Below are 24,745 nucleotides of genomic sequence, written 5' to 3'. Positions count from 1 at the left end.
CCCGTCCGGCCTCGTGGTTCAGAGGCTTGTCGCTTCCTTTGTCACCTGGACGCCTGCTGCGGCGTCGAAGACTTCAGCTGTACGTCGCCGGCGATGGCGATGAAGCGTTCCAGTTCGCCGGGGATGTCGGGGCCGGTGGGCTGGTAGACGATTTCGGTGATGCCGTCTTGGGCGTAGGCGCTGAGCGTGTCGCGGATGCGGTCGGGGGTTGCGGTGACGGTGGTGGCGGTGATCGCCTGCCAACTTCCCGCGTTCCAGGCGGCGTCGTCGGCCGCGTTGAGGCCGACGAGGTGCTGGTCGTGCACGGCCAAGTGGCGTTCGGTGCGGGGGTGGGCGCTGACGGCGTCGAGCCAGGCTCGTCCGCCGGGCAGGGCGGTGGGGTCGCCGCCGAATTCGTAGGCGGCGTGGTAGGCCAGAGCGTTGCCGGGGCCCGCGGCGGCACGGACGCGGGGGGAGTTGAGTGGTTCGTCCTCGCCCAGGACGGTGCCGTGGATGCCCAGTGCGGCCCAGGCGAACTCGTGGGCGTGGGCGGTTTCGCCGTTGACGCTGAAGAGGCCGTCAGCGATCTCATGGGTGGCAGCGAGGCCTTTGGGACCGAGCGCGGATACCAGCACCGGGATGTCGAGGGGCCGCTGCGGTGCGTTCGTGCCGGGATGCATCATGCGCATGGGGGCGCCCTCCCATTCCACGGTGTCACCGCGCAGCAGACCGCGTACCGTCCGGACGTAGGTGCTGAGGTAGGACCAGGTGGCCGGAGGTGCGCCGAGGGCGCGTGTGCCGTTGAAGCCGGTGCCGAAGGCGAGGGCCACTCGGCCGGGTGCGAGGGCGGCCAGGGTGGCGGCACCGGAGGCGTTGACCATGGGATGGCGCAGTGTCGGGACGAGGACGCCGGGGGCGAGGCCGATGCGGTGGGTGCGTTCGGCGGCTGTCGCCAGCATCGCCCAGACGTCGGGGCTCTGGGCGGGGGTGTCATGGAGCCAGGCGCGGTGGTAGCCGAGCTGCTCGGCGGCGGCGATGTGTTCGGGGGAATGCAGGGATGTGGCGAACTGACAAGAGATGTCCATCGGTCAGGCTCCTTGGGCAGGAAGGAAATTCCCGTTTCCCGAGCTCATGCCTTGGGCTCTGAGCTGGGCAGGTGTCCGATCGTCACGAGCAGCGTCAGCGGGTGGTGAGCACCAGCCGGAGGCGCGCGGCGCCGGAGTGCGTCTGTCGGTGTGCCTCCTCGGTCCGGTCCAGCGGCACGATTTCGGTCGTCGGGCGAATCCCGCGCAGGGCGCTGAACGCCGTGGTGTCCTGGGTGTCCGGCGCGGTGCCGCCGGGGCGGCCGCAGCCCGTCCGCGGCCTGCGGTGATGGCGTCGGAGTGGGCGGCGGCGGCCGGAAACGGCCTTGTCGCCGCCGAGGGACTGCGGCGCGTCCCCGAGCGGGGTGCCGGCCGTGCTGTGGATGCAGTGGTGGGCGCCGAGTTGCCTGGCGAGATCGGCCTCGCCGGCTCCGCGGGCGATGGCAACGGTCTCGAGGCCCGTCACGGCCGCGTACGGGCCAGGAGGTGCCGCATCGGTCGCTGCCGGCGCGTCGGGGATGCGGGCCGGAGCGTCGTTCGGTGCGATCACCGTTTCGGCGTAGCCCCCGTCGTAGGACCAATCCGGGGACCTTCAGGTTCTCGTACACGGCGGAGTCGCCCTGTCGGCAGGGGCCGCCCGGCGATCGGCCACCCGTACGTGGCCGGGGCCCGGCAGTGGCACCTCGCGCTCGACGACACCGAACGGGCCGCCGACGGCGGCCGCCTGCGCGACTCGACAGGTACTCGTCTGGATCCCGGTCATTGAGAGCGGAGCTGATGTGGGGGTCAGATTTGCGCTCTGCCGCCATCGACGAACAGTTCGATTCCCGTGACGAAGCTGGAGTCATCCGAGGCCAGAAAAAGCGCCGCCTTGGCAACTTCGTCGGGTTCCCCCATGCGGCCCATCGGAATGGTGGAGGCAATTTTCGCGATGGCGTCTTGAGGTTGTGTCGCCACAAGCGGCGTTTCGATCGGGCCAGGGCTGAGGACGTTGGACCGGATACGGCGGTCCTTCAGTTCTACCGTCCATCCCCGAACGAAATTTCGGATGGCGGCCTTGCTCGCGCCGTAGACCGAGAATGCGGGGGTTCCCTTGACGCTCGCAACGGAGCCCGTGAGAATGATAGAGGCACCGTCATTCAAGAGCGGCAGGGCCTTTTGCACCGTGAAGAGTGCGCCCTTCACGTTGATGTCGAAAATTTTGTCGAAATGTTCTTCCGTGACGTCTTCCAGCGATGCGAACTCACCCAGGCCCGCGTTGGAGAAAAGGATATCGAACCGTCCCTTCGCCTTGACGGTCTCGTAGAGGCGGTCAAGGTCGGCCAGTTCGGCGACGTCGCCCTGGACGCCGGATACGTTGCGACCGATTTCCTTCACGCTCTCATCGAGTTCTTTCTGACGGCGGCCCGTGATGAAGACGTAGGCGCCCTCTCTGACGAAGAGCTTTGCCGTGGCCAGCCCGATCCCCGTGGTGCCGCCGGTAATGACCGCTACTTTTCCCTGCAACTTTCCCATGGCCACTGCTCCCGATATTGGTAAATGTGATCGGCCGGACGACCCGGGTTCGCCCCGGAGCCCTGGATATCAAAATCATCTCAATTCGGAAAGATCAGGTCGAGCCCATACATCCACGCCCAAAGAAATGGCCGATGTGCCGGCCGTCATGGATTCGTCCGTGCGGCGGTGCCGGTCAGCGTTCGGGCGGGAACTGGTCGCCGAACATCGGCAGGCCGCTGACGGACTCGGTGCGGGTCGCCTCGTCCTGCAGGACGTCCCAGTGCTCGGCGAGTTTGCCGTTCTCGACGCGCACCACGTCGGCCGCCACCAAGGCGGCGGGGCTGCCGTTGCCGGTGAAGCGGCCGTGGAGCATGACATGGTCGCCTTCGGCGAGCACGAGCTGGTGCTCGTAGCGCAGCGTGTCGGGCTGGGAGCGGATCAGGTCGAACAGTCCCGCGCGTCCTGGTGCGATGTGCGCGCTGTGCTGGATGTAGTGCTCGGACCAGAAGTCTTCGGCGGCGCCGTAGTCGCGCTGGTTGAACAGCGTGTCGAACGCCTTCAGCACCAGTGCCTTGTTCTGTTCGGGTGCAGTCATGTCGGCCTCCACGAGATATCCGATGGACCCCATGCAACCGATGGACCCCATCGCACCACAATGTCAATCGACATTGTTTCTACGCCCGCCGCACGACGATGTCAATGACGATCGACATTGAGATCTTCGGTCCGGCTCGCTACAGTCCTCCCAAGAGCTGGGCCGGGAGGAGACAGTGGGCGTCTCGAAGCAGCAAGCAGCAGAGAACCGAGAAGCGATCGTCGCCGCCGCGGACGGCCTGTTCCGTGAGCGCGGCGTCGATGCCGTCGGCCTCGTCGAACTGATGGGCGCGGCCGGATTGACGCGCGGCGGCTTCTACAACCACTTCGCCTCGAAGGACGCGCTCGTCGACGCGGTCCTCACCAAGGCCATGGCGGACGGGTTCGGCAACCTCGACGGAGCCATCACGGCATCCCAGGCCCGCGGAAGCGACCCGCTCGCAGAACAGATCGACTGGTACCTGTCGCCCGAACACCGCGCCGACATCGAGCACGGCTGCCCCAACACGGGCTTCGCCGGCGACGCCCGCCGACTGGACCCGGCCGCCCGCGAGCGTTACGCGAAGGGCCTGGCGGCGAACCTCGACCGTTTCACGCAGATCGTCCAGACACCCGGACTCGACGAAGGCGAGCGGCGAGCGCGGGCCATCGCACTGTTCAGCGAGATGGCCGGTGCCCTGCTGCTGTCACGCGCCGTCGCCGACGCCGACCCCGCCCTCGCCGACGAAATCCTCGACAGCGCGCGCACCGACCTGCGCAGCCGCACCAGTACCGCGTAAGGGCCGTGAGAGGTGGTGTGGTCTTCTCTCGGTGTTTCATCCGTGAAGGCCGGGCCGCGGTGGACGTCAGCCATCCGTCGGTGCTTCCACCGCCCAGCGTTTCGGGATCGGGGGCCCCCTCAGGGAGCCCCCCGATCTGGTCCTCAGCGGGGGCTTCGGCGTCTCACCGGATCACCGCCCGGCGTCGACCAGTTCCTTGTCTTTGACCGCCGCATCGAACAGCGCCGCGGCTGCCGCGCGGGCGGTCGTCGCCGCGGACGGGTCCCTGTCCATCCGCGCCGACACCCCGGCGCCGTCGTACAGAAGGTGCAGCTGCCTCGCCAGGTCTTCGGGGTCGGCGACGCCGGCCTCCCGTGCCAGATCCGTAAAGAGGGTCCTGACCCACAGTCGGTACCGGTCCGCGGCGCCCTCGACGGGGCTGCCCGGCTGCGTCTCTGCGCTGGCCGTCATGTGTGCACAGCCGTTGAAGCCGGGCTCGGTGAACAGCTGGCCCTGCGCGTCGAAGACGCCCAGCAGCCGCTCGCGTGGTGTCCGGAACCGGGTCAGGGCGCGTTCGACCTGCGCGCGGGTGTCGGCGTGCCGGGCATCCAGGTAGGCCTGGACCAGTTCTTCCTTGCTGCCGAACAGGTTGTAGAGCGATGCCTTGGCGACGCCGGCCTTCTGCACGATGCGGTCGATGCCGACGGTCTGGACGCCTTCGCTGTAGAACAGCTCGTCGGCGGCGGCCAGCAGACGCTCACGCGCGGACGGCTTCGAGGCGGTAGTGACCTTGCTCGGCACGGGACGCTCCCTTCTTCGGACTGACGGTCCAGTCTACGGCTCCGTCCAGGGGCTCATCCGGGTCCCAGCCTGCATAACAAGACCAGACAGACCTGTCTTCCCGATCGGCGGGCAGGGCCGGTCACCGCAGCGCGGTGACCGCCCCTGCCCGCCGGGCCCGGCTGTCTGGTCGTCGTGCTCCTAGCGGTCGAGGAAGAGCTTGGTGTGGGTCACGAACCGGTCGGGGTACTGGAAGTGGGCTCCGTGGTTGGCGTCCGGGTAGATGATCAGCTCGGCGTCCGGCAGGAACTGCTGGAGGATGTACGAGTTGATCGTCGGGATGATGATGTCGTCGGTGCCGTTGACCACCAAAACGGGGATCGTGATGTTCTTCAGGATCGAGTACGCGGGGTCCTTCGTGGTGCCGTAGGTGTGGATGGCGGTGCCCTGGCCGGCGTAGACCTGCTCGCCGAACGGGGAGGCGTCGCGGTCCTTGCGGGCCACGATCCGCTCGACGTATTCGCGGCCCAGCTTCTGGCTGGTCCCGGTGGGAGCGAACAGGACCGGCAGCCACATGTCTTCCTGCCGGGGCAGCTTGACGGTGAACAGTGCGGCGGTCTCCGCCGGCGTCTCGCCGATGCCTACGCCGCCGCGCGGGCCGGTACCGACCAGGACCAGCTTGCGGGACAGGTCGGGGCGCTGGAGGGCGACCTGCTGGGCGACCAGGCCGCCCATGGAGTGGCCGACCAGGTCCACGCGCGACAGCCCGAGGGCGTCGATGAACGTCCCGGCGTCGGTGGCCATCTGCTCGATGGTGTCCGGGACGACGCCGCTGGTGGAGGCGACTCCCGTGTTGTTGAACAGGATGACCTCGCGGTCGGCGGCGAAGCCGTCGCTGATCGCCGGGTCGTGGTCGTCCAGGTTGCCGATGAAGTGCTGGAAGAACACGACCGGGGTCCGGTCCGTGGCCGCGTCGCCGAAGCGCCGGTAGGCGAAACGGATGCCGCCGGCCTCGACGAACTGGGTCGGGGCGGTGTCGTGGGTGTGGTCGGCCATGGGGGCGCTTCTCCTTGAACCAGCGTTCCGTGTTGGGGGGGCGGACGGCGGTTTCGACAGCCGTGCGTCCGCTGTCCGGGTGCGGAGGAGGAACTCCGCACCCGGACGCGTCAGTTGGCGGTGTGGCCGCCGTCGACGTTGAGGACGTGGCCGGTGATGTAGGAGGCCTCCTGCGACGCGATGAACACGATGGCGGCGGCGACCTCCTCCGAGAGGCCCAGGCGAGCCAGCGGAACCTCGCTCACCAGGGCCGCCTTGTTCTCCGGTGTGCCGGTGAAACGGGTCAGCATGCCGGTGTCCGTGGGGCCCGGGGCCACGCCGTTGACCCGGATTCCCGAGCCGGCGACCTCCAGGGCCACCGACTTGGTGATGCCTTCGACGGCGTGCTTGCTGCCGACGTAGACGGAGGCCCCCGCGGCGCCCTCGTGCCCGTAGGTCGAGGAGATGTTGACGATGCTGCCGCTGCCCTGTTCCTGCATGACGCGGACCTGGTGCTTCATGCTCAGGAGCACACCGAGGACGTTCGTGTCGAACGTCGCGTTGTACGTTTCCGCGCTCTGGTCGGTGATCGGGCTGGGCCGGCCTTCGGTGCCGGCGTTGTTCACCGCGACATCGAGACGGCCGAACCGGGCGACGGTCTCGTCGACCATGGCGCGCACGTCGTCCTCGTCGCGGACGTCGGCGTTGATGAACTCGGCCCACGAGCCGGCCGCGCGCAGTTCCTCGACCAGGGTCTTGCCGGCCTCATCGCGGCGTCCGGTGACGACCACGTTCGCGCCCTGCTTGGCGAAGGCGACGGCGGCGGCGCGGCCGATGCCGGTGAGGGCACCGGTGATCAATACGACAGGGTTGTCCATTGTCTTGCTCGGTTTCTGTAGCTGGGGTGTGGGTCAGACGGCGGTGCGTCCGCCGTCGGCGGGGATGACGGCGCCGGTGATGTAGCCGGCGGCCGGCGAGGCCAGGAACGCGATGACGTCGGCGATCTCCTCGGCCTCCGCCGTGCGGGCCAGGAGCGTGGTCTTGCCCAGGGCCGTGAGGTTCTCCCTGGAGGAGCCGCCGGTGTAGGCCGGTCCGGGGGCGATGGTGTTGATCCGCACACCCCGCGGGCTGTACTCGGCGGCCCAGGAGCGGGTCAGCGAGGCGAGCGCGGCCTTGGTGGCGCTGTAGGCGGCGCCGCCTGCCAGGCCGATCTGCCCGGCCATGCTGCCCAGGTTGATCACGGTGCCCCGGCCGCGCTCGGCCATCGCCGGCGCGATCGCGGCCGTGAGGTAGTAGGCGCTGCGCACGTTGGCGTCGAAGAGCGCGTCGAATGTGTCGGGCTCCAGGTCGGCGGTGGGGCCGAACCAGGAGAACCCGGCGTTGTTGACGAGGACCTCGACGTCCTTGGCCGCATCCGCCAGCTGCTTGATGGCGGCGACGTCGGTGAGGTCGGCGGCGAGGAATTCGGCCCGGCCACCGAGGCCCTCGATCGCCTTGACCACTGCGGCTCCGCGGTCGGCGTCGCGTCCGTGGACCAGGACCTTGAATCCGTCCCGGGCGAGCTTCTTCGCAGCGGCCCGGCCGATACCGGACGTCGCGCCGGTCACCAGGGCTGTACGTGTCTCGGCCATGATCACACCTCCTCCTAATAGTTAGACCGGTCTGTCTGGTTTCGAAATCCAGCTAAACAGACCTGTCTAGTCTCGTCAACTCCAGGGTGGCTGATCCCCTGCTTTTTCCCTCTCGGATGGAGGTTTGACACTGCTAGAAGGTGGTGTCTACGGTTGAAGCGCCAGGAAGACAGACTGGTCTAATCAGTTGATAGAAGTGGGAGTAGCGCATGAGCATGACCTTCTTCGGCGCGTCCTTCGACGCCCATGACGCCGCACGCGCCGCGCGGTTCTGGGCCGCGGCCCTGGACCGCAAGGTCGCCGACGGGGCCGACGAGCACGACGCCGTCGTGGAGGCCGGTGATCCCGGCAACGGACCGCGGCTGGCTTTCCACAAGGTTCCCGAGGCCAAGAGCACCAAGAACCGGTTCCACCCGGATCTGATCACCGGCGACTACGAAGGTGAGACCGAGCGCCTGCTCGCGCTCGGGGCGACGAAGCTCAACGAAGTCGAGAGGGGCGGCGCCCGGTGGACCACCTTCGCCGACGTCGAGGGCAACGAGTTCGACCTCATCGCCGGCTGAACCACCCACAGAGGAGAGGAACAAGACCATGCCGACACGGGAACCCAAGATCCCCGGGCCCGACCACCCGATCACCATCGAGCCCACCGGCGTGCGCGTGGTGGCCCGCGTCGGCACACACGTCGTCGCCGACACCACCAGGGCCCTGACGCTGCGCGAGGCGAACTACCCGCCGGTCCGGTACATCCCGCTCGACGATGTCGACCAGACGCTGCTCATGGACAGCGCCACCCAGACGTACTGCCCGTACAAGGGCGACGCGTCGTACTACAGCATCGCCCTGGCCGAAGGCGGGCCGGCCGACGCGGTGTGGTCCTACCGCGAGCCGTACGGCTCTGTCGCAGCCATCGCCGGCCACGTCGCCTTCTACACCGACCAGGTGGACGTCGTCGTCGGGGCCTGACAGTCGAGGAAGGAGGCTGCGGGCCTCCTCCGCCTGGCCGGCGCCCCCGTCACCCCAACCAGCGAGACGAGCAGAAAAGGACCGCTCCGAGCGAACCCTGGTCCCCGGCCGGGCAGCGGGCGGCGGCCGCGACCTCGCCGGGGCGGCCGGCTCGGCCGAGCGGGGTCGGCGCGGCGGAGCGGGGTCGGCGCGGCGGTGGCCTGACCGCCTTGCGGGAAGGCGGCCCGCAGCCCGTCGCCGCCCGGGGTTGCGACGGCCGGACGGGGCCGGGGGGAAGGGCGTTGACCCGGATGCCACGGCCTGCGGGTTCGGCGGCCCAGGTGCGGGCGGGACTGCGGATCGCGGCCTTGGTGGCGGCGTAGCTGCCCAGGCCCGAACAGACTTGGCGAACCGGCTTGGCGAACGGGCTTGGTGAGGGCGAAGGCACCGGGCCGGTGCTGCGGGCGACATCCCGTCCGGCCTCGTGGTTCAGGGGCTTGTCGCTGCCCTTGTCGCCTGGTCTTCTGTACGCCGGGTGATCCGTGACGCGTGTTCGCCCGCCGGCTGCAGGCGGAACCGGGCACCGGGACGGGAACCAAATATGAGGATGAGGCGGCGTGGAACCAGTGGCGGGACCGGACGTACGGGGCGCGGTGCCCGAGGGGCTCGGTACGGCGATACGGGATACGGCCGAGGAGATCGCCGCACTGCTGCGGGCGGGCGCCGGCATGGAACGCCGGGTGCCGCAGTCGCAGTGGAGCGTCGGGGAGGCGGCCGCGCATCTGGCACTGGCCAACGAGCTGATGGCGGACATCGCGGCGGGCCGTGCGCGCAGCTACGGGGACGGCACGCCGCAGAGTCTCGCCGCGGCCAACGAGCAGGCGCTCGCCGCGTTCGGTGAGCGCGGGGCCGAGCCGCTGGCCGGGATGATCGTGGAGCAGGCCGGCGCGTGTCTGAAGGCGCTGGAGGAGCGGAGCGCGGAGGGGACGGTGGTCACTCCGCTGGGCCCGATGGGACCGGATGCGCTGGGGTCGTATCTGCTCACGCACATGCTGGGACACGGTTACGATCTCGCCCGTGCGCTGGGGCGTGCGCACATGATCGACCGGGAGCGGGTGCGGCTGACGCTGCCGTTCTTCCTGACGGTGATGCCACGGGTGACCGACACGGCCGGCACGGCCGGGCTGAGCGCCTGCTATGCGATCCGGTTGTGGGGTGGCGGCCGGTTCGGTGTGCGGGTGGCCGGGGGTGCGGTGTCGGTCGGTGAGCGGCTGCCGGGGCGTGCGGACTGCACCATCCTCATCGAGCCGGTCACGTTTCTCCTGATGGCGCTCGGGCGCCGGGGCCAGTGGGGCGCCCTCGCTCAGGGCCGCATCCTGGTCGGGGGGCGCAAGCCCTGGCTCGCTCCGCGTTTCCCCGCTCTCTTCAAGGCGCCCTGAGCGCGACGGGCCGCGGCGGCCGGACGGTGGCCTGCTGCCTGTGGTCGTACGGGCTTGGTGGTCACCTGGGCTCGGGGGCGGTGACGGCCGGGGCGGCGCCGAGGAGGCCGAGGAGGGTCTCGCGGTGGAGGTCCGCGATCGGGCCGAGGAAGTCCGGGTGGCGCAGCAGGGGGGCCGCGCGGTGGTCGCGCGGGCTGGGAATGGTCAGCCGGCGCGCGTCGCCCACGCTGTCGGGGCCGTGGTGGGTGGCGGCCAGGCAGGCGGCGGCCAGGGCGGCGAGGTCGGCATCGGCCAGCAGGCAGGCCGCCCAGCTGACGACGGTCTCGTCGACCTGGGTGCGCCAGGCGTGGGTGGCGTCCGTCAGCGGGGGTGCGTCCGCGCCGGTGACGAAGTCCAGCCGGCCGGAGCCGCCGGGGCCGAGCAGGTCCAGCAGTTCGGCGTCCAGCGCGGTGGGGTAGCGCAGGGCGGCGGCGATGGTGGCCGCGTGCCCTGCCTGGGCTTCGGCCAGGGCCTGGTTCAGCGGGCCGGAGGCCGGGGGGAAGGCCGACAGCAGCCAGCGTGCGGAGGCGGTGATGACGGGCGAGAGAGCGGTGGGCATGGTGGACCGTCCTGTGCGTGTGCCCGCCTGTCCTGGGGGTTCCGGTGTGGGTGATCCGGTCGCGGGCACTGCGCGCCCGGGCGGGGAGGTGCGTGGCGGACAACGGTACGGCGGCCTCCCGCGGGGGCGACAGGAGCTGCGTCACAGCCGGGGGCGGTGGGGCGGCGCAGCCGGGCCGGGGGCGCAGGGGGCCGGCTGCGTCCCTGGCGGCGGTAGGGAGCGTCGTCGTGGGGCTCTGCCGCGGTGCGGCTGCGGCAGGGAGACGCGCGTCACCTTCGTTGATGTCACACAGGAGCAGCCGGCCGGGGGCCTGGCCGGGCGCGGCCTAGCCGAGCATGCGGTCGAGGTTGAAGGCGGCGCTGATCAGGGCGAGGTGGGTGAAGGCCTGGGGGAAGTTTCCGCGCTGTTCGCCGGTGTGGCCGATCTCCTCCGCGTAGAGGCCGAGGTGGTTGGCGTAGGTGAGCATCTTCTCGAAGGCGAGGCGGGCCTCGTCCAGGCGGCCCGCGCGGGTGAGTGCCTCGACGTACCAGAAGGAGCAGATCGAGAAGGTGCCTTCCTCGCCCTGGAGGCCGTCGGGGCTGGCCTGGGGGTCGTAGCGGTAGACCAGGGAGTCGGACACCAGGTCCTCGCCGAGGGCGTCGAGGGTGGCGAGCCATTTGGGGTCGGTCGGGGCGATGAACTTCGCCAGCGGCATCATCAGCAGGGAGGCGTCGAGGATGTCGCTGTCCTCGTACTGGGTGAAGGCGTGGCGTTCGGCGGACCAGCCGTGGCTCATGATCCGCCGGTAGATCGTGTCGCGGACGGCGCCCCAGCGGACCATGTCGGCGGGCAGGCCGCGGTGCCGGGCCAGCCGCATGGCGCGTTCGATCGCCACCCAGCACATGAGGCGGGAGTAGAGGAACGTCTTGCGGCCGCCGCGGGTCTCCCAGACTCCCTCGTCGGGCTGGTCCCAGTGGTCGCACACCCAGTCGACGAGCTCGCTGATGCTGTCCCAGTGGGCGCTGGAGATGGGCTTGCCCCACTTGTCGTAGAGGTAGAGGGAGTCGACGAGTGCCCCGTAGATGTCGAGCTGGAGCTGGTCGACGGCGGCGTTGCCGACGCGTACGGGGGCTGAGCCGCGGTAGCCCTCGAGGTGGGGCAGTTCACGTTCGGGCAGGTCACGGCATCCGTCGATGCCGTACATGATCTGCAGGGGGCCGGTGGGTCCGGACGGGCCGTCGGGGGCGCGCTGGACGTGCTCGGTGACAAAGCCCATGAAGGCTTCGGCCTCGTCGGTGAAGCCGAGTCTGAGCATCGCGTACACGCAGAACGCGGCGTCGCGGATCCACACGTAGCGGTAGTCCCAGTTGCGTTCGCCGCCGATCTGTTCGGGCAGGCTGGTGGTCGGCGCGGCGACGATGGCGCCGGTGGGGGCGTAGGTGAGGAGTTTGAGGGTGAGGGCGGAGCGGTGGACCATTTCCCGCCAGCGGCCGCGGTAGCGGGACTGGGACAGCCAGCGGCGCCAGTAGCGCACGGTCGCGTTGAATTCTCTTTCCGCCTCGGCGACGGCGCAGAAGCGGGGGGCCACGTCGCCGCCGATCTTGTCGATGGTGAAGACGGCGGACTCGCCCTCGTGCAGTTTGAACAGGGCCCATACGTCCGGGCCATCGACCTCGATGGGCACGGTGGAGGTCAGGGCGAGGCGCAGCGAGGCGGAGGCGAACACCGCCTGGCCGGCCTCGGCGTGCACGGTGTGGGGTGCGGTGCCGTATTCGAAGCGGGGGGCGACGCGGGCGCGGAAGGGGAGTGCTCCGCGCACGCACACCACGCGGCGGATGAGGCGGTGGCGGTCGGCCTCGCGTGAGTCGTCGACGACGGGCATGAAGTCCTGGATCTCGCCGACTCCGTCGTCCGCGAAGAAGCGGGTGATCAGGACGTTGGTGTCGGGGAAGTAGAACTGTTTGGTGCGGGTGGGGACGTCGGGGGCGAGTTCGAAGGATCCGCCCCGTTCGGCGTCGAGGATCGAGGCGAAGACGCTGGGTGCGTCGAAGCGGGGGCAGCAGTACCAGTCGATGGTGCCGTTCGTGCCGACGAGGGCGGCGCTGCGCAGGTCGCCGATCAGGCCGTGCTCGGCGATGGGCAGGTAGCCGGGGGTGCCGGTGCCGCGGGGGCCGGTGTATGTCCGGTCACTGTCCTTCGCTCCGGCCTCAGGAGTCGCTTCAGCCACGTCAGCCTCCTTGGGCTTCGCCCGAGCCGCCCCCTGGTGTCCAGGCTAGGGCCTGTCCGGCGGATCAGGTCGGAGGGAAGTAACGGCGCCTCATCAGCGCAGGTGAGCGGGGTCTGGTGCGTCCAGCTGCAAGGCGGAGGAGGGAGTCGACGCGATGGGGGTCCCCCCTGCTCGAGCGAAGCCGAGAGCTCGGGGGAGTCGGCAACCGACGACAACGCCGCTGGGGGCACCCCCTGCTCGAAGAGCTCGGGGGAGGGCGTGCCAGACCCCGCGTCTGCGGCATGATCCGCCGGACAGGCCCTAGCGAGTTGTCGCACCCGTGGGCCTGCGGAGAGCGAGGGCTTACGGGCTTACGGGCTTGCGGGCTTACGGGCTTACGGGCTTGCGGGCTTGCGGGCTTGCGGGCTTACGGGCTTACGGGCTTACGGGCTTACGGGCTTGCGGGCTTGCGGGCTTGCGGGCTTGCGGGCTTGCGGGAGCGGATCAGGGCGGGGGTGGGGCGGCGACAGCCGTCACGCGCCGATCGTCTTCGGACCCACCCGTCCGTCCCTCTGCAAGAGCCCCTACCGCACTGACGCGCCCGCGCAGGCGTCGGCCCTCCCGTGGGGAGGCCGGGAGAGACGGCGCAGCCCCGCGCCGGTGGGTCGGCGAACCGGTCCGCGCGGTCGTCACCGCGGCAGAGCACACCGGGCGATTCGTACGGCCAGGTCTTGGCCCTCGGCACGACGGCGGCCCCGGCTCCCCGGCCAGCAGACCCTGGCCGAGCGGCGGACCCGGGAGGCCCGCGAACCCGAAGCGCCGTTCGGCACGGCCGGGCCGCCCTCGAGAACCTCCGCCCCAAAGCCGCCCACGCGGGCATCAAGTCCAGCCAGACCACTACGACGACCAAGAATCGTCATGGCAGCACCACGACCACCACCACGACCGAGACCATCACCAAGAACAACAAGTTCCGCCATCATCACGACAACGGCGACAAGAACCTCGTGCTCATCCCCCAGTAACGCGCGCACCGCGGCAGGACGCAGCGAACGGGCCGGCCGGGTGTCCATCACCCCCGGTTGGTGTGACTGAGCGCTTCAGTTGGCCCGATCGGCCAACTGAAGCGCTCAGTCTGTACAACCTTGGTTACGCGTGTCTCAGGCCACGAAGGCCGGTACTGCAGGCGCTGACCAGTACTCGCCCACCCACGCTTCCAGGGACGTCAGCCCGGGGTGCTGTGCACGCAGCGTCGCCAGGTCGGCCTTGAAGCCGACCGTGTTGAACCAGTCGAACATGGCGGCCAGCTCCTCGCTGTGGGCGCGTACCTGCTCGATCGGCTGGGAGGTGAAGCGCACCGGACGGGCGGCGGTGCGAGCGAAGGCTTCGGCCAACTGCGGGCCGGTCAGCTCGTCTGCGGCGATCTCGACGGTGCGCCCCAGGTAGTCGGCCGGGGTGTCGAATGCGTCGGCGGCGATGCCTCCAATGTCGCCCGGGGTGATCATCTGGAGCTTCGTGTCCGGGGCCAGCGCCATCGTCAGCGTGAGCTCGCCGTCCACCCACTGGGGGCCCAGGTGCTCGAAGTTGGTGATGAAGAAGGTTGGCCGCAGGATCGTCGCGGGCAGACCGAGCGCCGTGATGTGCCGCTCGACTTCGCCCTTACTGGCGAAGTGCTGCACCTGGCCGGGGCGGTCGGCGCCATCGACCGAGCTGTAGACGAAGTGCGCGACACCCGCGCGGGCGGCCGCCTCCGCGACGGCCTCACCCTGCCGGATCTCGCCGGCGAAGCCGTCCGGTCCAGCAAAGGTCTGCACGCTGAACACGCCGTACGCGCCGCGCAGGGCCGCATCCAGCGATGCCACATCGTCCAGGTCACCGCGGACCAGGACGGCGCCGGCCTCCTTCAGCGCCAGCGCCTCGGGCTTATTCGGGTCACGGACCAGTGCGTGCACCGTCCAGCCGCGAGACAGCAGTGCGCGCGCGGTGGCGCCACCCTGCCTCCCAGTCGCACCAGTCACCACAATGACGCGGTTGTCAGACATCTAAGGCTCCTCGATAGCGCAGGTCCTGGGTGCCTTAAGTGGCATCCCTCGGTGCCCAGAACCCTGCTCCCTCAACCAAGATTGAGGTCCAGCCCCTGTGATCTACATCATGGCCGCCAGGCTGCTCGTTGCCCCGCTCCACGGGCCAACCATCACGCTCAGCGGGCCAACTTGGGCGCTAAAGGGCCAACTGAAGCGCTCAGTCACAGTTGGTGATCCGGTCCGCGGATCCTGTCGCAGTGGCGGTCAGCAGACCGCGGGCTGGGCGGGCAGGTTGAAGACGCGGCCCGGAGACGATCTTCGTGATCGCCTCACCAAAGAGGGTGCCGGGCTCCGCGGTGTGGATTCCGTGGCTTCCTGCTTCTTCGCGTTGGGTCCCGGACGGCGCGGTGAGGACCGTACGGCACCGGCCGGCCGGTGCGGCGCGGGCGGACGGTGTGGGCCGGACGGCGTGGTCCTGACGGACAGGCCGTGCGGGCAACCGGCCTGCGGGCACGGATTTGTGACGGCCTGTCAGCCATGGCGGCCGCATGCCGGCCGCCGGATCGGGCCCGTGCAACCGCCCGCCCTCACTTGATCGTCCCCGCCCCCGGGGAACCGTGACGGGAGGGGATCACGTGGTGCGAGGTCACATACGTCTTGAGGACGAGGGCCGGGGGGAGATGACGTGAGTGTCCTGCTCTGTCTGCTGGTCGTCCTGGTCGCGGTCGTCTCCGGCGTGGTGTTCCTGGGCCGGGGACTGGCCTGTGTCGGGAGAGGCGGGCTCGCGCGCTCGCTGCGCGGTCTCGCGTATGTCGTCGCGGCGGGCGCGGCCGTGATGTACGCCTGGGGAATGCTGTACGTCGCGGGCGCGGCGCTGGACGCGGAGGACGGCGGGGCGGACTCGTCGCCCATCCGGCCGTGCCGCACGGGCGTGCGGGAACGCGACTACTGGATCGACGACTACCACGTCTGGTGGGTGCCGGTCCGGTTCGTGTGCCATCGAAGCGACGGGACCACCTACGACCGGGAGGTCCCCGGATACGTGAACCCGGCGCTGGCCGGCCTCACGGTCACCGGAGCGGCCCTGGCCGTATCCGCCCGGTCCGTGTCCGCCCGGTCCGTGGACGAGCGCGCGCGGAGGCCGTGAGCATGCTGCTGTTCTACGCCGTGCCGCTGATCAGCCTCTTCCTGTGCGCGGCCGGATCGGTTGCGTACCTTCTGTGGGCGGCCCTGCGTCGTCCGTCCCGGCAGGTCCGCTGGGCCGTCATCGGCGCGGGTGTGGCGGTGCTCGGATACGCGGGTGCCGTGGTGTACGGGCTGGCCTTCACCGATCCCGTGCAGGTGTGCGGCCAGAAGACCCTCGACAACGACTTCCCGCTGGTGCGCGTGCGCGTGGACGCCTTCCCGCCCGACGTCGCCTGCTACTGGAGCGACTCGGGGGCCTATGGGCCGTCGCACCCCACGGTCCTGGGCACGTGGGTCATGTGGGCGGGCACCGGGGTTCTGGTCGTGGCCCTCTCCGTCATCCTGATCGGGCGGAGGTCGCGGGCCTCGCGCTGGGTGCGGGCCGGTGCGATCTGGTCGCCGTTGGTGGCCGTCATGATCTGGGTGACCGGTGTCGGCCCCGCGATGGAACTCTCACGGACCGAGCTCTACGACGAGTGCCTGCACGACAAGACGGTCCCGCCGGAAACCAAGCTGATCCGGATCGACGTACTGGACATCGAAAGAACGGTCTTTCCGCCCTCCCTCACCTGCACCTACTCCGACAGCGAGGCCGACCTCCTCGCACCCGAGCGGACCGGCCTGCTCGGGTGCGGCGTCGCCTTCGTGGCGTTTACGGGGGCCGCCCTGTCCCAGGCCGCACGAGCGGGCCGGTCCAGGCCGGCCATGTGAGACGGGCCGGGCATGGCCCTCTACCACCGGAGTGATGCCGGAACGGCGCCGACGTGCCGCTGCTGACGGGGCCGGGCCGAGAGGAGTTCGGCCCGGGCCGGTGAGCAGCGGCGGTGCAGCGCGGCGGTCACATCGCGGTCGCGGGGAGCGTGGCGGTCACGGCCTCAAGGAGCGTGGTGGTCACAGGCCCAGGGAGATGGCCAGCCGGGTGAGTTCGGCGGTGCTGTTGATGTTGAGCTTGGCCCGGATACGGCGGAGGTAGGCGTCGACGGTGTGCTTGGAGAGTCCCATGTGGCGGGCCGTCTGCAGGTAGGTGCGCCCTGCGGCGATATGTCGCAGCGTCTCCTGCTCGCGGGGGGCCAGCGCGGGGAGGGGGGCTTCGGCGCGCGACGTGGCGAGTGTGAGGCTCATGGGATTTCCTCCGACGTGTCGGCTCGGTCGTCGCTGCTCACACCCTTGAAAGCAGGGGACATATGACCGAATAAGGCTTTTTGTCCGCTTTACATAAAGGGTGGCCGGGGGACTTCATGACGGTGTCCGCCGACTGTCACAGGCCTGTCACAGGGAATCCCCGCGGGTTTGCGGCGGCGCGGTCACGGACGGGGCGGCGGGCCGCGCCCCCGGTGACGGCGCCGGGTTGGTGCTCCGTGCCCCCCGGGATCATGCTTGTCAGGAGAGCCCCCGGCCGTGCAGGTTCCCGAAGGGCGAGATGAGCGGCGATGGAGCGACTTCCCACCCATCCTGGTGAGCGGCCACACGAGTCGGACGCCTCCCCCGGTCCGGCCCGCACGGCCTCTCCCACTCCCCCTCCCCCGGCCACCGCCGCCGTCGACGCGCGGGGCATCGTGACGGAGTGGAGCGAAGGCGCCCGGCAGTTGCTCGGCTACCCGCCCTCGGAGATCGTGGGACAGCCCGCCGCCCGTCTGCTCGCCGACGACGCCGGCGCGGCCGGCGCGGCGGTGCTGCGGGACGCGGCCGGACGGGAGCGGTGGAGCGGCACCGTGGCACTGCGGCACCGCGACGGCCGCCGGCTGCGGCGGGAACTGCTGGCGCACCGCCGTACGACGGACGGCCCCGTCGCCGAGTGGCTCGTGGTGTCCGCCGTGACCGGCACACCCGAGGGGCAAACGCCCGCCGGCACGCCCGAAGGAGAAGCAGCCGGGGGCGGGATGCCCGGGAACGAGGCGGCCGGGAGCAGGGCGGCCGGAAGCGGGACGTCCCGGAGCGAGGCGTCCGGGAGCGGGACGTACGGAAGCGAGACGGCCGGGAGCGGGCGGCTGGGGGAATGGGCGTTTCACCAGGCGCCCTGTGTCATGGCCGTCTTCGACGCGGACCTGCGGCTGGTGCGGGCCAACGCCGGTATGGAGCAGGTGCTGTCCCTCACCGAGGACCGGATGCGCGGGCTGCGTCTGCCGGAGATCGTGCCGCATCCGGTGAGCGACGAGACCGAGGCGAAGATGCGCCGGGTGCTGGAGGACGGCGGCCCGCAGCAACTGCGGGCGGGCGCCGGCCCCGCGGGCACCGGGGCAAACGACGGCTGGTCGACCACCCTCGTCCCGCTGAAGGACCCCGCCGGGCGCGTGCGCGCGGTGTGCCTGGCGGCGCACCAGCGGTTCCAGGAGCGTCTCGCCCGGCAGCGGATGCTCCTGCTGAGCGAGGCCTCGACCCGCATCGGCACCACCGCGGACAGCGGGCGCACCGCGCAGGAACTGGCCGACATCGCCGTCCCCCGGCTCGCGGACTTCGCCGCCGTCGATCTGCTGGACGCCCCCCGGCACGGCGGCGAGCCCTCCCCCGCCGCCCCGGCCAGGCCCCTCGCCACGACCCGTACCGCGGTGCGCTCGGTCCTCGACGACGGCCCCACCGCCTCCGCGGCGGGCACAAAGACCCTCTACCCGGCCCTGTCACCGGTGGTCCGGTGCCTGGCCCAGGGCCACGGCGCCCTGTACGACACGGCCGACCCCGACCTCCTCCGGTGGGCGCGGCAGGATCCGGGGGCCGCCCGGCTCCTGGGCAGCGAAACGCACTCGGTGATGGTGGTGCCGATGCGGGCCCACGGCGCCACGCTCGGCGTGGCCCTCTTCGGCCGGCACCGGCGCGCGGAGCCCTTCGAGGCGGACGACCTGTGGCTGGCCGAGGAACTCACCGCCAAGGCGGCCGTCAGCATCCACACCACCCGCCGCGACAGCCGCGAGCACACCAGCACCATGACCCTGCAGCGCAGCCTGCTCCCGCAGACGCTGCCCGACCAGGGAGCCCTGGACATCGCCACCCGCTATCTGCCCGCCGGCACCCGGGCCGGCGTGGGCGGCGACTGGTTCGACGTCATCCCGCTGTCCGGTGCGCGGGTGGCCCTCGTCGTGGGCGACGTGGTCGGCCACGGCATCCGCGCCTCCGCCACCATGGGCCGGCTGCGCACCGCGGTGCGCACCCTGGCCGACGTCGACCTGCCGCCCGACGAACTGCTCACCCACCTCGACGACCTCGTCCTGCACCTGTCCGCCGACGAGGGCGGCACGGACGACACCGCCGAGAGTGCCGGGGGCATCGGCACCACCTGCCTGTACGCGGTCTACGACCCGGTCTCGCGCCGCTGCGCCCTCGCCCGGGCCGGCCATCCGCCGCCCGCCGCGGTCACCCCGGACGGCGCCGTCCGCTTCCTCGACGTCCCGGCCGGCCCGCCGCTGGGCCTGGGCGGCCTGCCGTTCGAGACCTTCGAGACCGAACTGCCCGAGGGCAGCCTCCTGGCCCTCTACACCGACGGTCTGCTCGCCGCCCGCGACCACGACATCGACGAGGCGCTGGACAAGATGTTCGCCGCCCTCGCCCGCCCCGCGAAGACCCTCGACACGGTCTGCGACAGAGTCCTCACCGCCATGCTGACCCACCGTCCCGACGACGACATCGCCCTGCTCGTCGCCCGCACCCGGGCCCTGCACGCCGACCGGGTCGCCGCCTGGGACCTGGCCTCCGACCCGGCCGTCGTCGCCCGGGCACGCAAGCACGCCACCGAGCAGCTGACCGCCTGGGGGCTGGACGACGCCGCCTTCATCACCGAACTGACGGTCAGTGAACTGGTCACCAACGCCATCCGCTACGGCCGGCCGCCCATCCAGCTGCGGCTGATCCACGAGGACTCCACGCTGACCTGCGAGGTCTTCGACTCCAGCAGCACCGCCCCGCACATGCGGCGCGCCCGGACCTTCGACGAGGGCGGGCGGGGCCTGCTGCTGGTCGGCCAGCTCGCCCGGCGCTGGGGCACCCGGCACGCCCTCACCGGCAAGACCGTCTGGGCCGAGCAGTCCCTCTCCCCCGGCTGACCGCCGCCCGCACGGGGCCGCGGCCGCTAGGGCCTGTCCGGCGGATCAGGTCGCAGGAAACGGGCGGGACCTCATCGACGCCGGTGAGCGGGGCTTGGTGCGTCCAGCTGCAAGGCGGAGGAGGGCGACGACGCGATGGGGGTCTCCCCTGTTCGAGCGAAGCCGAGAGCTTGGGGGAGTCGGCAACCGACGACAACGCCGCTGGGGGCACCCCCTGCTCGAAGAGCTTGGGGGAGGGCGTGCCAAGCCCCGCGTCTACGGCATGATCCGCCGGACAGGCCCTAGAGGCGCACGACGACCAGGGCGACGTCGTCGCGTCCGCCGCTGCTGACACCGAGGCGGGCGAGCAGCGTGTCGGCCAGGCGTTCGGGAGCAAGACGGGTGTGGCGGGTGAGCGTGTCGGTGAGCCGGCGCAGGCCGACGTCGATGTCCTCCCCCCGGCGTTCGACCAGCCCGTCGGTGTAGAGCACGAGGGTGTCTCCCGGGATGTAGGGCAGCTCGGCCTGGGGGCGCGACACATGACGGGGGCGGGCGCCCAGCGGGGGGTCGGTGGCCTGGTCGAGCAGGCCGAAGGAGCCGTCGGGATGCACGAGGACGGGCGGGAGATGGCCGGCGCTGCTGTAGCGGATGCGGTGGACCCGGTTGTCGATGACGGCCTCGGCCGCGGTGGTGGCCAGCGCCCCTTCCACCGAGCGGGCATACAGGCCCAGCACCTCCAGCGCTCTGGCCGGCTCGTGCAGGGCGCGGACCGCCGCGGACAGGGCGCTGCGGAGCATGCCCATCGTCGCGGCGGCCTCCAGGCCGTGCCCGACGACGTCACCGACGGCCACGGCGAAGCCGCCGGGCAGATCGACCACGTCGTACCAGTCGCCGCACACGTTCAGGGACCCGGCGGCGGGCATGTAGCGCACCGCGATGTCCTGGTGGCCCGCCAGGTCGGGCGAGTGCAGCATGGCCTCCTGCAGGGTGACGGCGACCTGGCGTTCCCGGGCGTGTGCCTTGCGCAGTTCGTCGTTCAGCTGCTGCAGTGCGCGCGCCCGCGCATACAGCTCGGCCTCCATCGCCTCCCGCTCGCCCAGCACGCTGATTCTCTGCGCGCGCTGGGGGCGGGACAGGACGAACTCGGTCACGTCCTCCACCCGGTGGATGATCCACTCCACCTGTCCGTCCGGCCCGAGCACCGGGGTGTTGATCGGCGACCACCAGCGCTCCTCGAACTCGCCCGGACGGCCGGTGACGGGGATGTCGTACTTCTGCACCGCCATGGTGTCCGGTTCCTTCGAACGCAGCACCCAGTGCAGGGAGGCGTTCAGATTCCGCACCCCGTCGGCGCCCGGGTCCGCGGGGTTGTCGGGGAAGGCGTCGAACAGGTACCGCCCGACCAGTTCCGTCCGGGGGCGGCCGGTCGCCAGGAGGTAGGCCTGGTTGACGTCCACGATCACCAGGTCGCGGCCCAGCACCAGGTACGGGCTGGGGGTGGCGGCGAACAGCGCCCGGTAGTCGATCCGCTCCCTCACCACACGCTCTCCCTACCGCCCCGACATCACGGTCCTCACCCCGCCCACGAACCCACTCGACCACGACACGTGGCCGCCCGCGCTGCGGAACCCCCGGCCCGAGTCCGCCGCCGGCTGGACCGTGCCGCTGGGCGGCCGTTCCATCGGAGGGTGGCTCCTTTACGTATCGACGTGCACGCCCATCTGTGGACCGCGGGTTATCTCGAGCGCCTGAGGAAGTCCGATACGGGTACCCAGCGCGGGATCGGCGCCGACGCGACCGCGGCCGATCTGAACCGTCGTTTCGCGCTGATGGACCGGGCGGGCATCGACCTCCAGTCTTCCTGCGGGCCGTGGACCACATCGCCGACTCGGGGCTCACCCCGGAGGAAGCCACGATGATCCTCGACACCAACGCGGCGAACCTGCTCGGCCTGTCCGCGCCCTGACCCCGCGGGCGCAACCACTCCCACCGCATCGCGGGCCAAGCCCCCGGGGGGCGTCAGCCGGCGCCGCCGGTGCCGCCGCGGCCGCCCATGCCGCCGCTCTCACAGCCGAGCCCGAGGCAGATCCCGCCGGTGCCGCCCTTGCCGCCGCGGCCGCCGTCGCCGGTGCCCACCGCGGCTCCGCCCGTGCCGCCGGTGCCGCCGTTGGCGCTGCCGCCGCAGATCCCGGCGCAGATCCCGCCCTGGCCGCCGATACCGCCCTCGCGGCCCGGCGCGCCGGTCGTGCCGGTGCCGCCGTTGGCGCTGCCGTTGCACAGCCCGGCGCAGATCCCGCCCTGGCCGCCGTTGCTCCCGTTGACGGTCCCGTTGCAGTTGCCCGCACACACCCGGTCACCGATCCGCACGCTGCCGTCGCCCACCTTGACGGTGCCGAACTGGCCACTGCCGAACTGACCGCTGGCGAACTGGCCGCTGGCGAACTGGCCGCTGCCCGGCCGGCTGCCGCCGCCCGGCTGGGCGCCGTCGGCGGGGAGCTGCCGGGCGGCGGCCACCACGGCCGTATGGCTCTGCGGCATCGGCGCGGCCATCGCGGCCGGCGCCAGCGCGCCGGCCGCCACACCGGCGGTCAGGACGGTCGAGACCGTGAGACCGAGACGGACCTTCCAAGAACGCATACGCATGACATTCCTCTTCCCAAAGAATTATTTTCCGTACCGCGGTTTCCGCTGTATCGAATAAACCCGGTCAAGGGCCTCGCCGTCACGGCCCGGGAATTCGGGGCTTGACAGGAACGCCCCGGCCCGCACCGGGCCGGGGCGTCGAAGGAAGTTCCTCAGGAGCCGAAGAGGGAATTCAAACCCATCAGCGCGGCCCAGTCCCCGTCGCGGAACTGCTTGTCCCAGGTGTCGAACTCCTTCTCGGAGATCTTGTACTTCTTGGCGACGTCGGCCTTCTTCGCCTGCCCGGACTCCACGGTCAGCACGATCCGTATCTTGTCCACGCCCGTGAGCTCCGACTTGGGCTTGTCGGGCAGGTCGTCGAACTTGAAGCAGCCGAACTGGCCGGGCTTGCCGGGCTCCCCCGGCTGACCGGGCTCACCGCCCTTGCCGCCTTCCCCGCCCTTCCCGCCTTCCCCGCCATGGCCGCAGTGGGACGGGTCGGCCGGGGCCATCTGGCTGGTGCCTGTGGTGACACCCGGCGCCGCCTGGGCTGCGCACGCGGTGCCGGTGGCGAGGGCCACCGAGGCCACCGCCAGGACGAGCGGACGCTGCCAGCGAGTTCTGGACATGGGGGTTCTCCGTTTTCCTTGAGCGAGGTTGTGGTTCTGCGGGCGCAGCGCCGGCCGTCCGGCTCCGCGTCCTGGTCAATGGGGGTGCGGGGGTGAGGAGGTGAGGGGGTGAGGGGCCGGGGGGCGGAGGCTGTGCGGGCCTCCGCCCCGCCGGGGCGAAACGGTCAGAAGATGCTGCCGCCGCCGGCGCCACCGCCGCCGCCCAGGCCGCCGAAGAGGACGCCGAGCCCGCCCGCGCCGCCCTTGCCGCCGTTGCCGCCCTGGAAGACACCGAAGCCGCCGTTGCCGCCCTTGCCTCCGTTGCCGCCGATGACACCGTCGCCGCCGGAGCCGCCGGAGCCGGCGCTGCCGCCGAACAGGCCGGTGCCGCCGTCACCGCCCCTGCCTCCGTTGCCGCCGATGACACCGTCGCCGCCGCCACCACCGCCGCCGCCACCGCCGCCGGACAGGATGCCGTCGCCTCCGTTGCCGCCCTTGCCTCCGTCACCGCCGACGCCCAGGACGCTGCCGCCGCCGGAGCCGCCGGAGCCCCCGCCGCCGCCGACGAAGCCGCCGCCTCCGGCGCCGCCGTCACCGCCGGCACCGCCGCCGTGGACGAAGCTCACGACATGCGCGGCAGGCATCGGGGCGGCCATCGCGGCGGACGCCGGAAGGACGATGCCCCCGGTGATCACCGCGGCCGAGGCGGCGAGGGTCGCGAGGCGGAAGCCCCGGCGCTTGGAACGGGCATCGCTGTGGGTGTGAAAAATACGGGTCATGGGTTTTCTCCTACCGATTAGGTGGACTCTTCTGTCCGCCCCGTAAATTCGGGACGACAGTCGGCGGACCGTTTTACCGGGACCGCCGTACCGGGATAGTTCGCGGTTTCGGTGAAAGAGAAAACCCTCTGCCGAAGATTTCCGTCCTACCGTCCTGCCTCATTTATTTTCCGGATTTCCTTTCCGGTGAGGCCCGCACTTCAAGTAGGCCCCACGGGCACCGCACGGTCACGTTCCGAGGAGTCGTGACTTGACCCAGCGGGACGAGTCGGGTAAGGCGCGCAAAAGACGCCGCACGGTGGTCCTGGGACCACCGTGCGGCGTATGTGCGCCAGCGCTGCTAGGACCCCTCGGGGCCGGGCGGTTGCTGCTGCTCTTGCTGCTGCTCTTGCTGTTGCTCTTGCTGCTGTTGCTCTTGCTGCTGCTGTTGCTGTCCTGTGTCGGCGGGCGGGGGTCCGGAATTCTGGGGCGCCGTGTTCTGGGGCGCGGAAGGCTCGGGCGCGGAGGACAAGGGCGCGGAGGACAGGGGTGCCGAGGACAGGGGCGGAGGCGCTGAGGTCTGGGGCGCGGACGTCTTTGGCTCGGGCTGCGAGGAGGGCGGCTCGGAGGACGGGGCCTGCGGCTTCGAGGACTCCTCGGACGACGGCGCCGACTGCTGCGACGACGACGGTGACGACGGCTGGGAGGAGCCCGGTGAGGACGGCCCGGACGACGGAGAGGACGGCTTGCCCGACTCCGACGAGGACTTGTCCTTCGACGGTGACGACTCCTTGCCGGACTTCGACGACTCGGAGGGCTTGGAGGGCTTGGAGGGCTTGCCCGACTCCGACGACTTGCCCGACTCGGAGGACTTCGACGGCTTGCCCGACTCCGACGGCTTGGAGGGCTTGCCCGACTCGGAGGACTTCGACGGCTTACCCGACTCCGACGGCTTGGAGGGCTTGCCCGACTCGGAGGACTTCGACGGCTTACCCGACTCCGACGGCTTGGAGGG

Annotated in this window: 25 protein-coding genes and 1 pseudogene; 9 read left to right on the top strand and 17 right to left on the bottom strand. The window is 70.9% G+C overall.

The genetic code is table 11. The annotated features are described in order from the left end of the window. Positions 1 to 41: 41 nt before the first annotated feature. The 4 genes from KVT44_RS45170 to KVT44_RS45155 form a co-directional block, all read right to left on the bottom strand. Positions 42 to 1,064 (bottom strand): LLM class flavin-dependent oxidoreductase, encoded by a 1,023-nt coding sequence (locus KVT44_RS45170; RefSeq protein ID WP_217573898.1) that lies wholly within the window; start codon positions 1,062 to 1,064, stop codon positions 42 to 44. A gap of 94 nt (positions 1,065 to 1,158) precedes the next feature. Then, complete coding sequence (locus KVT44_RS45165) at positions 1,159 to 1,611, bottom strand: hypothetical protein (RefSeq protein WP_308314288.1); 453 nt, start codon at positions 1,609 to 1,611, stop codon at positions 1,159 to 1,161. Positions 1,612 to 1,847: 236 nt separating this feature from the next. Further along, a complete protein-coding gene (locus KVT44_RS45160; protein ID WP_217573896.1) occupies positions 1,848 to 2,576 on the bottom strand; it encodes an SDR family NAD(P)-dependent oxidoreductase in 729 nt (242 codons plus the stop codon). A 175-nt stretch (positions 2,577 to 2,751) separates the two neighbouring features. Continuing rightward, positions 2,752 to 3,153, bottom strand: a complete 402-nt coding sequence (locus KVT44_RS45155) for a nuclear transport factor 2 family protein (protein ID WP_190173775.1) — start codon at positions 3,151 to 3,153, stop codon at positions 2,752 to 2,754. Positions 3,154 to 3,328: 175 nt separating this feature from the next. Between KVT44_RS45155 and KVT44_RS45150 the strand changes: the two genes are divergently transcribed. Continuing rightward, positions 3,329 to 3,931: a TetR/AcrR family transcriptional regulator gene (locus tag KVT44_RS45150; RefSeq protein ID WP_217573894.1), complete on the top strand. Its 603-nt coding sequence runs from the start codon at positions 3,329 to 3,331 to the stop codon at positions 3,929 to 3,931. Positions 3,932 to 4,102: 171 nt separating this feature from the next. Here KVT44_RS45150 and KVT44_RS45145 read toward each other — a convergent pair whose 3' ends face one another. The 4 genes from KVT44_RS45145 to KVT44_RS45130 form a co-directional block, all read right to left on the bottom strand. After that, positions 4,103 to 4,711: a TetR/AcrR family transcriptional regulator gene (locus tag KVT44_RS45145; protein ID WP_217573893.1), complete on the bottom strand. Its 609-nt coding sequence runs from the start codon at positions 4,709 to 4,711 to the stop codon at positions 4,103 to 4,105. Positions 4,712 to 4,891: 180 nt separating this feature from the next. Next, positions 4,892 to 5,746, bottom strand: a complete 855-nt coding sequence (locus KVT44_RS45140; protein ID WP_217573891.1) for an alpha/beta fold hydrolase — start codon at positions 5,744 to 5,746, stop codon at positions 4,892 to 4,894. Between the two features lie 110 nt (positions 5,747 to 5,856). Then, a complete protein-coding gene (locus KVT44_RS45135; protein ID WP_217573889.1) occupies positions 5,857 to 6,603 on the bottom strand; it encodes an SDR family NAD(P)-dependent oxidoreductase in 747 nt (248 codons plus the stop codon). A gap of 33 nt (positions 6,604 to 6,636) precedes the next feature. Continuing rightward, positions 6,637 to 7,356: an SDR family NAD(P)-dependent oxidoreductase gene (locus KVT44_RS45130; RefSeq protein ID WP_190173772.1), complete on the bottom strand. Its 720-nt coding sequence runs from the start codon at positions 7,354 to 7,356 to the stop codon at positions 6,637 to 6,639. A gap of 209 nt (positions 7,357 to 7,565) precedes the next feature. Here KVT44_RS45130 and KVT44_RS45125 point away from each other — a divergent pair, with 209 nt between their 5' ends. Together KVT44_RS45125 and KVT44_RS45120 are read left to right on the top strand one after the other, a co-directional pair. Beyond that, on the top strand, positions 7,566 to 7,919 hold the full coding sequence (locus tag KVT44_RS45125; protein ID WP_067385421.1) for a VOC family protein: 354 nt from the start codon (positions 7,566 to 7,568) through the stop codon (positions 7,917 to 7,919). Positions 7,920 to 7,947: 28 nt separating this feature from the next. Then, positions 7,948 to 8,322: a DUF427 domain-containing protein gene (locus KVT44_RS45120; RefSeq protein WP_217573887.1), complete on the top strand. Its 375-nt coding sequence runs from the start codon at positions 7,948 to 7,950 to the stop codon at positions 8,320 to 8,322. 49 nt (positions 8,323 to 8,371) lie between these two features. Here KVT44_RS45120 and KVT44_RS45115 read toward each other — a convergent pair whose 3' ends face one another. Then, entirely contained in the window at positions 8,372 to 9,031 is a 660-nt protein-coding gene (locus KVT44_RS45115; RefSeq protein ID WP_217573885.1) for an SDR family oxidoreductase, read from the bottom strand. Between KVT44_RS45115 and KVT44_RS45110 the strand changes: the two genes are divergently transcribed. After that, on the top strand, positions 8,928 to 9,740 hold the full coding sequence (locus tag KVT44_RS45110; protein WP_217573917.1) for a maleylpyruvate isomerase family mycothiol-dependent enzyme: 813 nt from the start codon (positions 8,928 to 8,930) through the stop codon (positions 9,738 to 9,740). The genes KVT44_RS45115 and KVT44_RS45110 overlap by 104 nt on opposite strands. Before the next feature lie 61 nt (positions 9,741 to 9,801). Here KVT44_RS45110 and KVT44_RS45105 read toward each other — a convergent pair whose 3' ends face one another. Both KVT44_RS45105 and KVT44_RS45100 read right to left on the bottom strand, forming a co-directional pair. Then, a complete protein-coding gene (locus tag KVT44_RS45105; RefSeq protein WP_217573883.1) occupies positions 9,802 to 10,338 on the bottom strand; it encodes a hypothetical protein in 537 nt (178 codons plus the stop codon). Positions 10,339 to 10,663: 325 nt separating this feature from the next. Further along, positions 10,664 to 12,460, bottom strand: coding sequence for a glycoside hydrolase family 15 protein (locus KVT44_RS45100; protein ID WP_254650773.1), 1,797 nt, complete (start codon positions 12,458 to 12,460; stop codon positions 10,664 to 10,666). A gap of 794 nt (positions 12,461 to 13,254) precedes the next feature. Between KVT44_RS45100 and KVT44_RS45095 the strand changes: the two genes are divergently transcribed. Continuing rightward, positions 13,255 to 13,548, top strand: a complete 294-nt coding sequence (locus tag KVT44_RS45095) for a hypothetical protein (RefSeq protein WP_217573880.1) — start codon at positions 13,255 to 13,257, stop codon at positions 13,546 to 13,548. A gap of 135 nt (positions 13,549 to 13,683) precedes the next feature. Here the strand turns inward: KVT44_RS45095 and KVT44_RS45090 are convergent, their stop codons facing one another. Next, positions 13,684 to 14,565 carry an NmrA/HSCARG family protein gene (locus KVT44_RS45090; RefSeq protein ID WP_217573878.1) on the bottom strand — a complete coding sequence of 294 codons (882 nt, stop codon included), beginning with the start codon at positions 14,563 to 14,565 and terminating at the stop codon, positions 13,684 to 13,686. Between the two features lie 667 nt (positions 14,566 to 15,232). Between KVT44_RS45090 and KVT44_RS45085 the strand changes: the two genes are divergently transcribed. Both KVT44_RS45085 and KVT44_RS45080 read left to right on the top strand, forming a co-directional pair. After that, complete coding sequence (locus tag KVT44_RS45085; protein ID WP_217573876.1) at positions 15,233 to 15,694, top strand: hypothetical protein; 462 nt, start codon at positions 15,233 to 15,235, stop codon at positions 15,692 to 15,694. Between the two features lie 2 nt (positions 15,695 to 15,696). Continuing rightward, positions 15,697 to 16,443 carry a hypothetical protein gene (locus KVT44_RS45080; protein ID WP_217573915.1) on the top strand — a complete coding sequence of 249 codons (747 nt, stop codon included), beginning with the start codon at positions 15,697 to 15,699 and terminating at the stop codon, positions 16,441 to 16,443. Between the two features lie 180 nt (positions 16,444 to 16,623). Here the strand turns inward: KVT44_RS45080 and KVT44_RS45075 are convergent, their stop codons facing one another. Continuing rightward, positions 16,624 to 16,854, bottom strand: coding sequence for a response regulator transcription factor (locus tag KVT44_RS45075; protein ID WP_217573874.1), 231 nt, complete (start codon positions 16,852 to 16,854; stop codon positions 16,624 to 16,626). 308 nt (positions 16,855 to 17,162) lie between these two features. Between KVT44_RS45075 and KVT44_RS45070 the strand changes: the two genes are divergently transcribed. After that, positions 17,163 to 19,763, top strand: a complete 2,601-nt coding sequence (locus KVT44_RS45070; protein WP_217573872.1) for a SpoIIE family protein phosphatase — start codon at positions 17,163 to 17,165, stop codon at positions 19,761 to 19,763. 281 nt (positions 19,764 to 20,044) lie between these two features. On the opposite strand, the gene KVT44_RS45065 is transcribed toward KVT44_RS45070, so the two are convergent. From KVT44_RS45065 to KVT44_RS45050, 4 genes are all read right to left on the bottom strand, one after another. Continuing rightward, positions 20,045 to 21,280 carry a PP2C family protein-serine/threonine phosphatase gene (locus KVT44_RS45065; RefSeq protein ID WP_217573870.1) on the bottom strand — a complete coding sequence of 412 codons (1,236 nt, stop codon included), beginning with the start codon at positions 21,278 to 21,280 and terminating at the stop codon, positions 20,045 to 20,047. Between the two features lie 481 nt (positions 21,281 to 21,761). Further along, positions 21,762 to 22,385, bottom strand: a complete 624-nt coding sequence (locus tag KVT44_RS45060) for a hypothetical protein (RefSeq protein ID WP_217573868.1) — start codon at positions 22,383 to 22,385, stop codon at positions 21,762 to 21,764. Positions 22,386 to 22,537: 152 nt separating this feature from the next. Continuing rightward, on the bottom strand, positions 22,538 to 22,993 hold the full coding sequence (locus KVT44_RS45055; protein ID WP_099918171.1) for a DUF1153 domain-containing protein: 456 nt from the start codon (positions 22,991 to 22,993) through the stop codon (positions 22,538 to 22,540). 164 nt (positions 22,994 to 23,157) lie between these two features. Beyond that, entirely contained in the window at positions 23,158 to 23,751 is a 594-nt protein-coding gene (locus KVT44_RS45050; RefSeq protein WP_217573866.1) for a hypothetical protein, read from the bottom strand. Between the two features lie 473 nt (positions 23,752 to 24,224). Between KVT44_RS45050 and KVT44_RS45045 the strand changes: the two are divergent. Next, positions 24,225 to 24,745, top strand: a pseudogene (locus KVT44_RS45045) (hypothetical protein); the annotation flags it as partial.

Source organism: Streptomyces sp. GbtcB7, from assembly GCF_019091445.1.
GTDB classification, from domain to species: Bacteria; Actinomycetota; Actinomycetes; order Streptomycetales; family Streptomycetaceae; genus Streptomyces; species Streptomyces mirabilis.
Note: the sequence above shows the minus strand (reverse complement) of the source record. Positions and strands in the feature narration are given on the sequence as shown.

Coding starts and splice junctions, on each gene's coding strand:
- KVT44_RS45050 (WP_217573866.1), bottom strand. CDS start 23,751: ATGACCCGTATTTTTCACACCCACAGCGATGCCCGTTCCAAGCGCCGG.
- KVT44_RS45140 (WP_217573891.1), bottom strand. CDS start 5,746: ATGGCCGACCACACCCACGACACCGCCCCGACCCAGTTCGTCGAGGCC.
- KVT44_RS45055 (WP_099918171.1), bottom strand. CDS start 22,993: ATGTCCAGAACTCGCTGGCAGCGTCCGCTCGTCCTGGCGGTGGCCTCG.
- KVT44_RS45135 (WP_217573889.1), bottom strand. CDS start 6,603: ATGGACAACCCTGTCGTATTGATCACCGGTGCCCTCACCGGCATCGGC.
- KVT44_RS45130 (WP_190173772.1), bottom strand. CDS start 7,356: ATGGCCGAGACACGTACAGCCCTGGTGACCGGCGCGACGTCCGGTATC.
- KVT44_RS45115 (WP_217573885.1), bottom strand. CDS start 9,031: ATGCCGGCGCCCGCCCGCAGCAGTGCGGCGATCTCCTCGGCCGTATCC.
- KVT44_RS45060 (WP_217573868.1), bottom strand. CDS start 22,385: ATGCGTATGCGTTCTTGGAAGGTCCGTCTCGGTCTCACGGTCTCGACC.
- KVT44_RS45170 (WP_217573898.1), bottom strand. CDS start 1,064: ATGGACATCTCTTGTCAGTTCGCCACATCCCTGCATTCCCCCGAACAC.
- KVT44_RS45080 (WP_217573915.1), top strand. CDS start 15,697: ATGCTGCTGTTCTACGCCGTGCCGCTGATCAGCCTCTTCCTGTGCGCG.
- KVT44_RS45090 (WP_217573878.1), bottom strand. CDS start 14,565: ATGTCTGACAACCGCGTCATTGTGGTGACTGGTGCGACTGGGAGGCAG.
- KVT44_RS45070 (WP_217573872.1), top strand. CDS start 17,163: ATGGAGCGACTTCCCACCCATCCTGGTGAGCGGCCACACGAGTCGGAC.
- KVT44_RS45155 (WP_190173775.1), bottom strand. CDS start 3,153: ATGACTGCACCCGAACAGAACAAGGCACTGGTGCTGAAGGCGTTCGAC.
- KVT44_RS45105 (WP_217573883.1), bottom strand. CDS start 10,338: ATGCCCACCGCTCTCTCGCCCGTCATCACCGCCTCCGCACGCTGGCTG.
- KVT44_RS45160 (WP_217573896.1), bottom strand. CDS start 2,576: ATGGGAAAGTTGCAGGGAAAAGTAGCGGTCATTACCGGCGGCACCACG.
- KVT44_RS45120 (WP_217573887.1), top strand. CDS start 7,948: ATGCCGACACGGGAACCCAAGATCCCCGGGCCCGACCACCCGATCACC.
- KVT44_RS45125 (WP_067385421.1), top strand. CDS start 7,566: ATGAGCATGACCTTCTTCGGCGCGTCCTTCGACGCCCATGACGCCGCA.
- KVT44_RS45075 (WP_217573874.1), bottom strand. CDS start 16,854: ATGAGCCTCACACTCGCCACGTCGCGCGCCGAAGCCCCCCTCCCCGCG.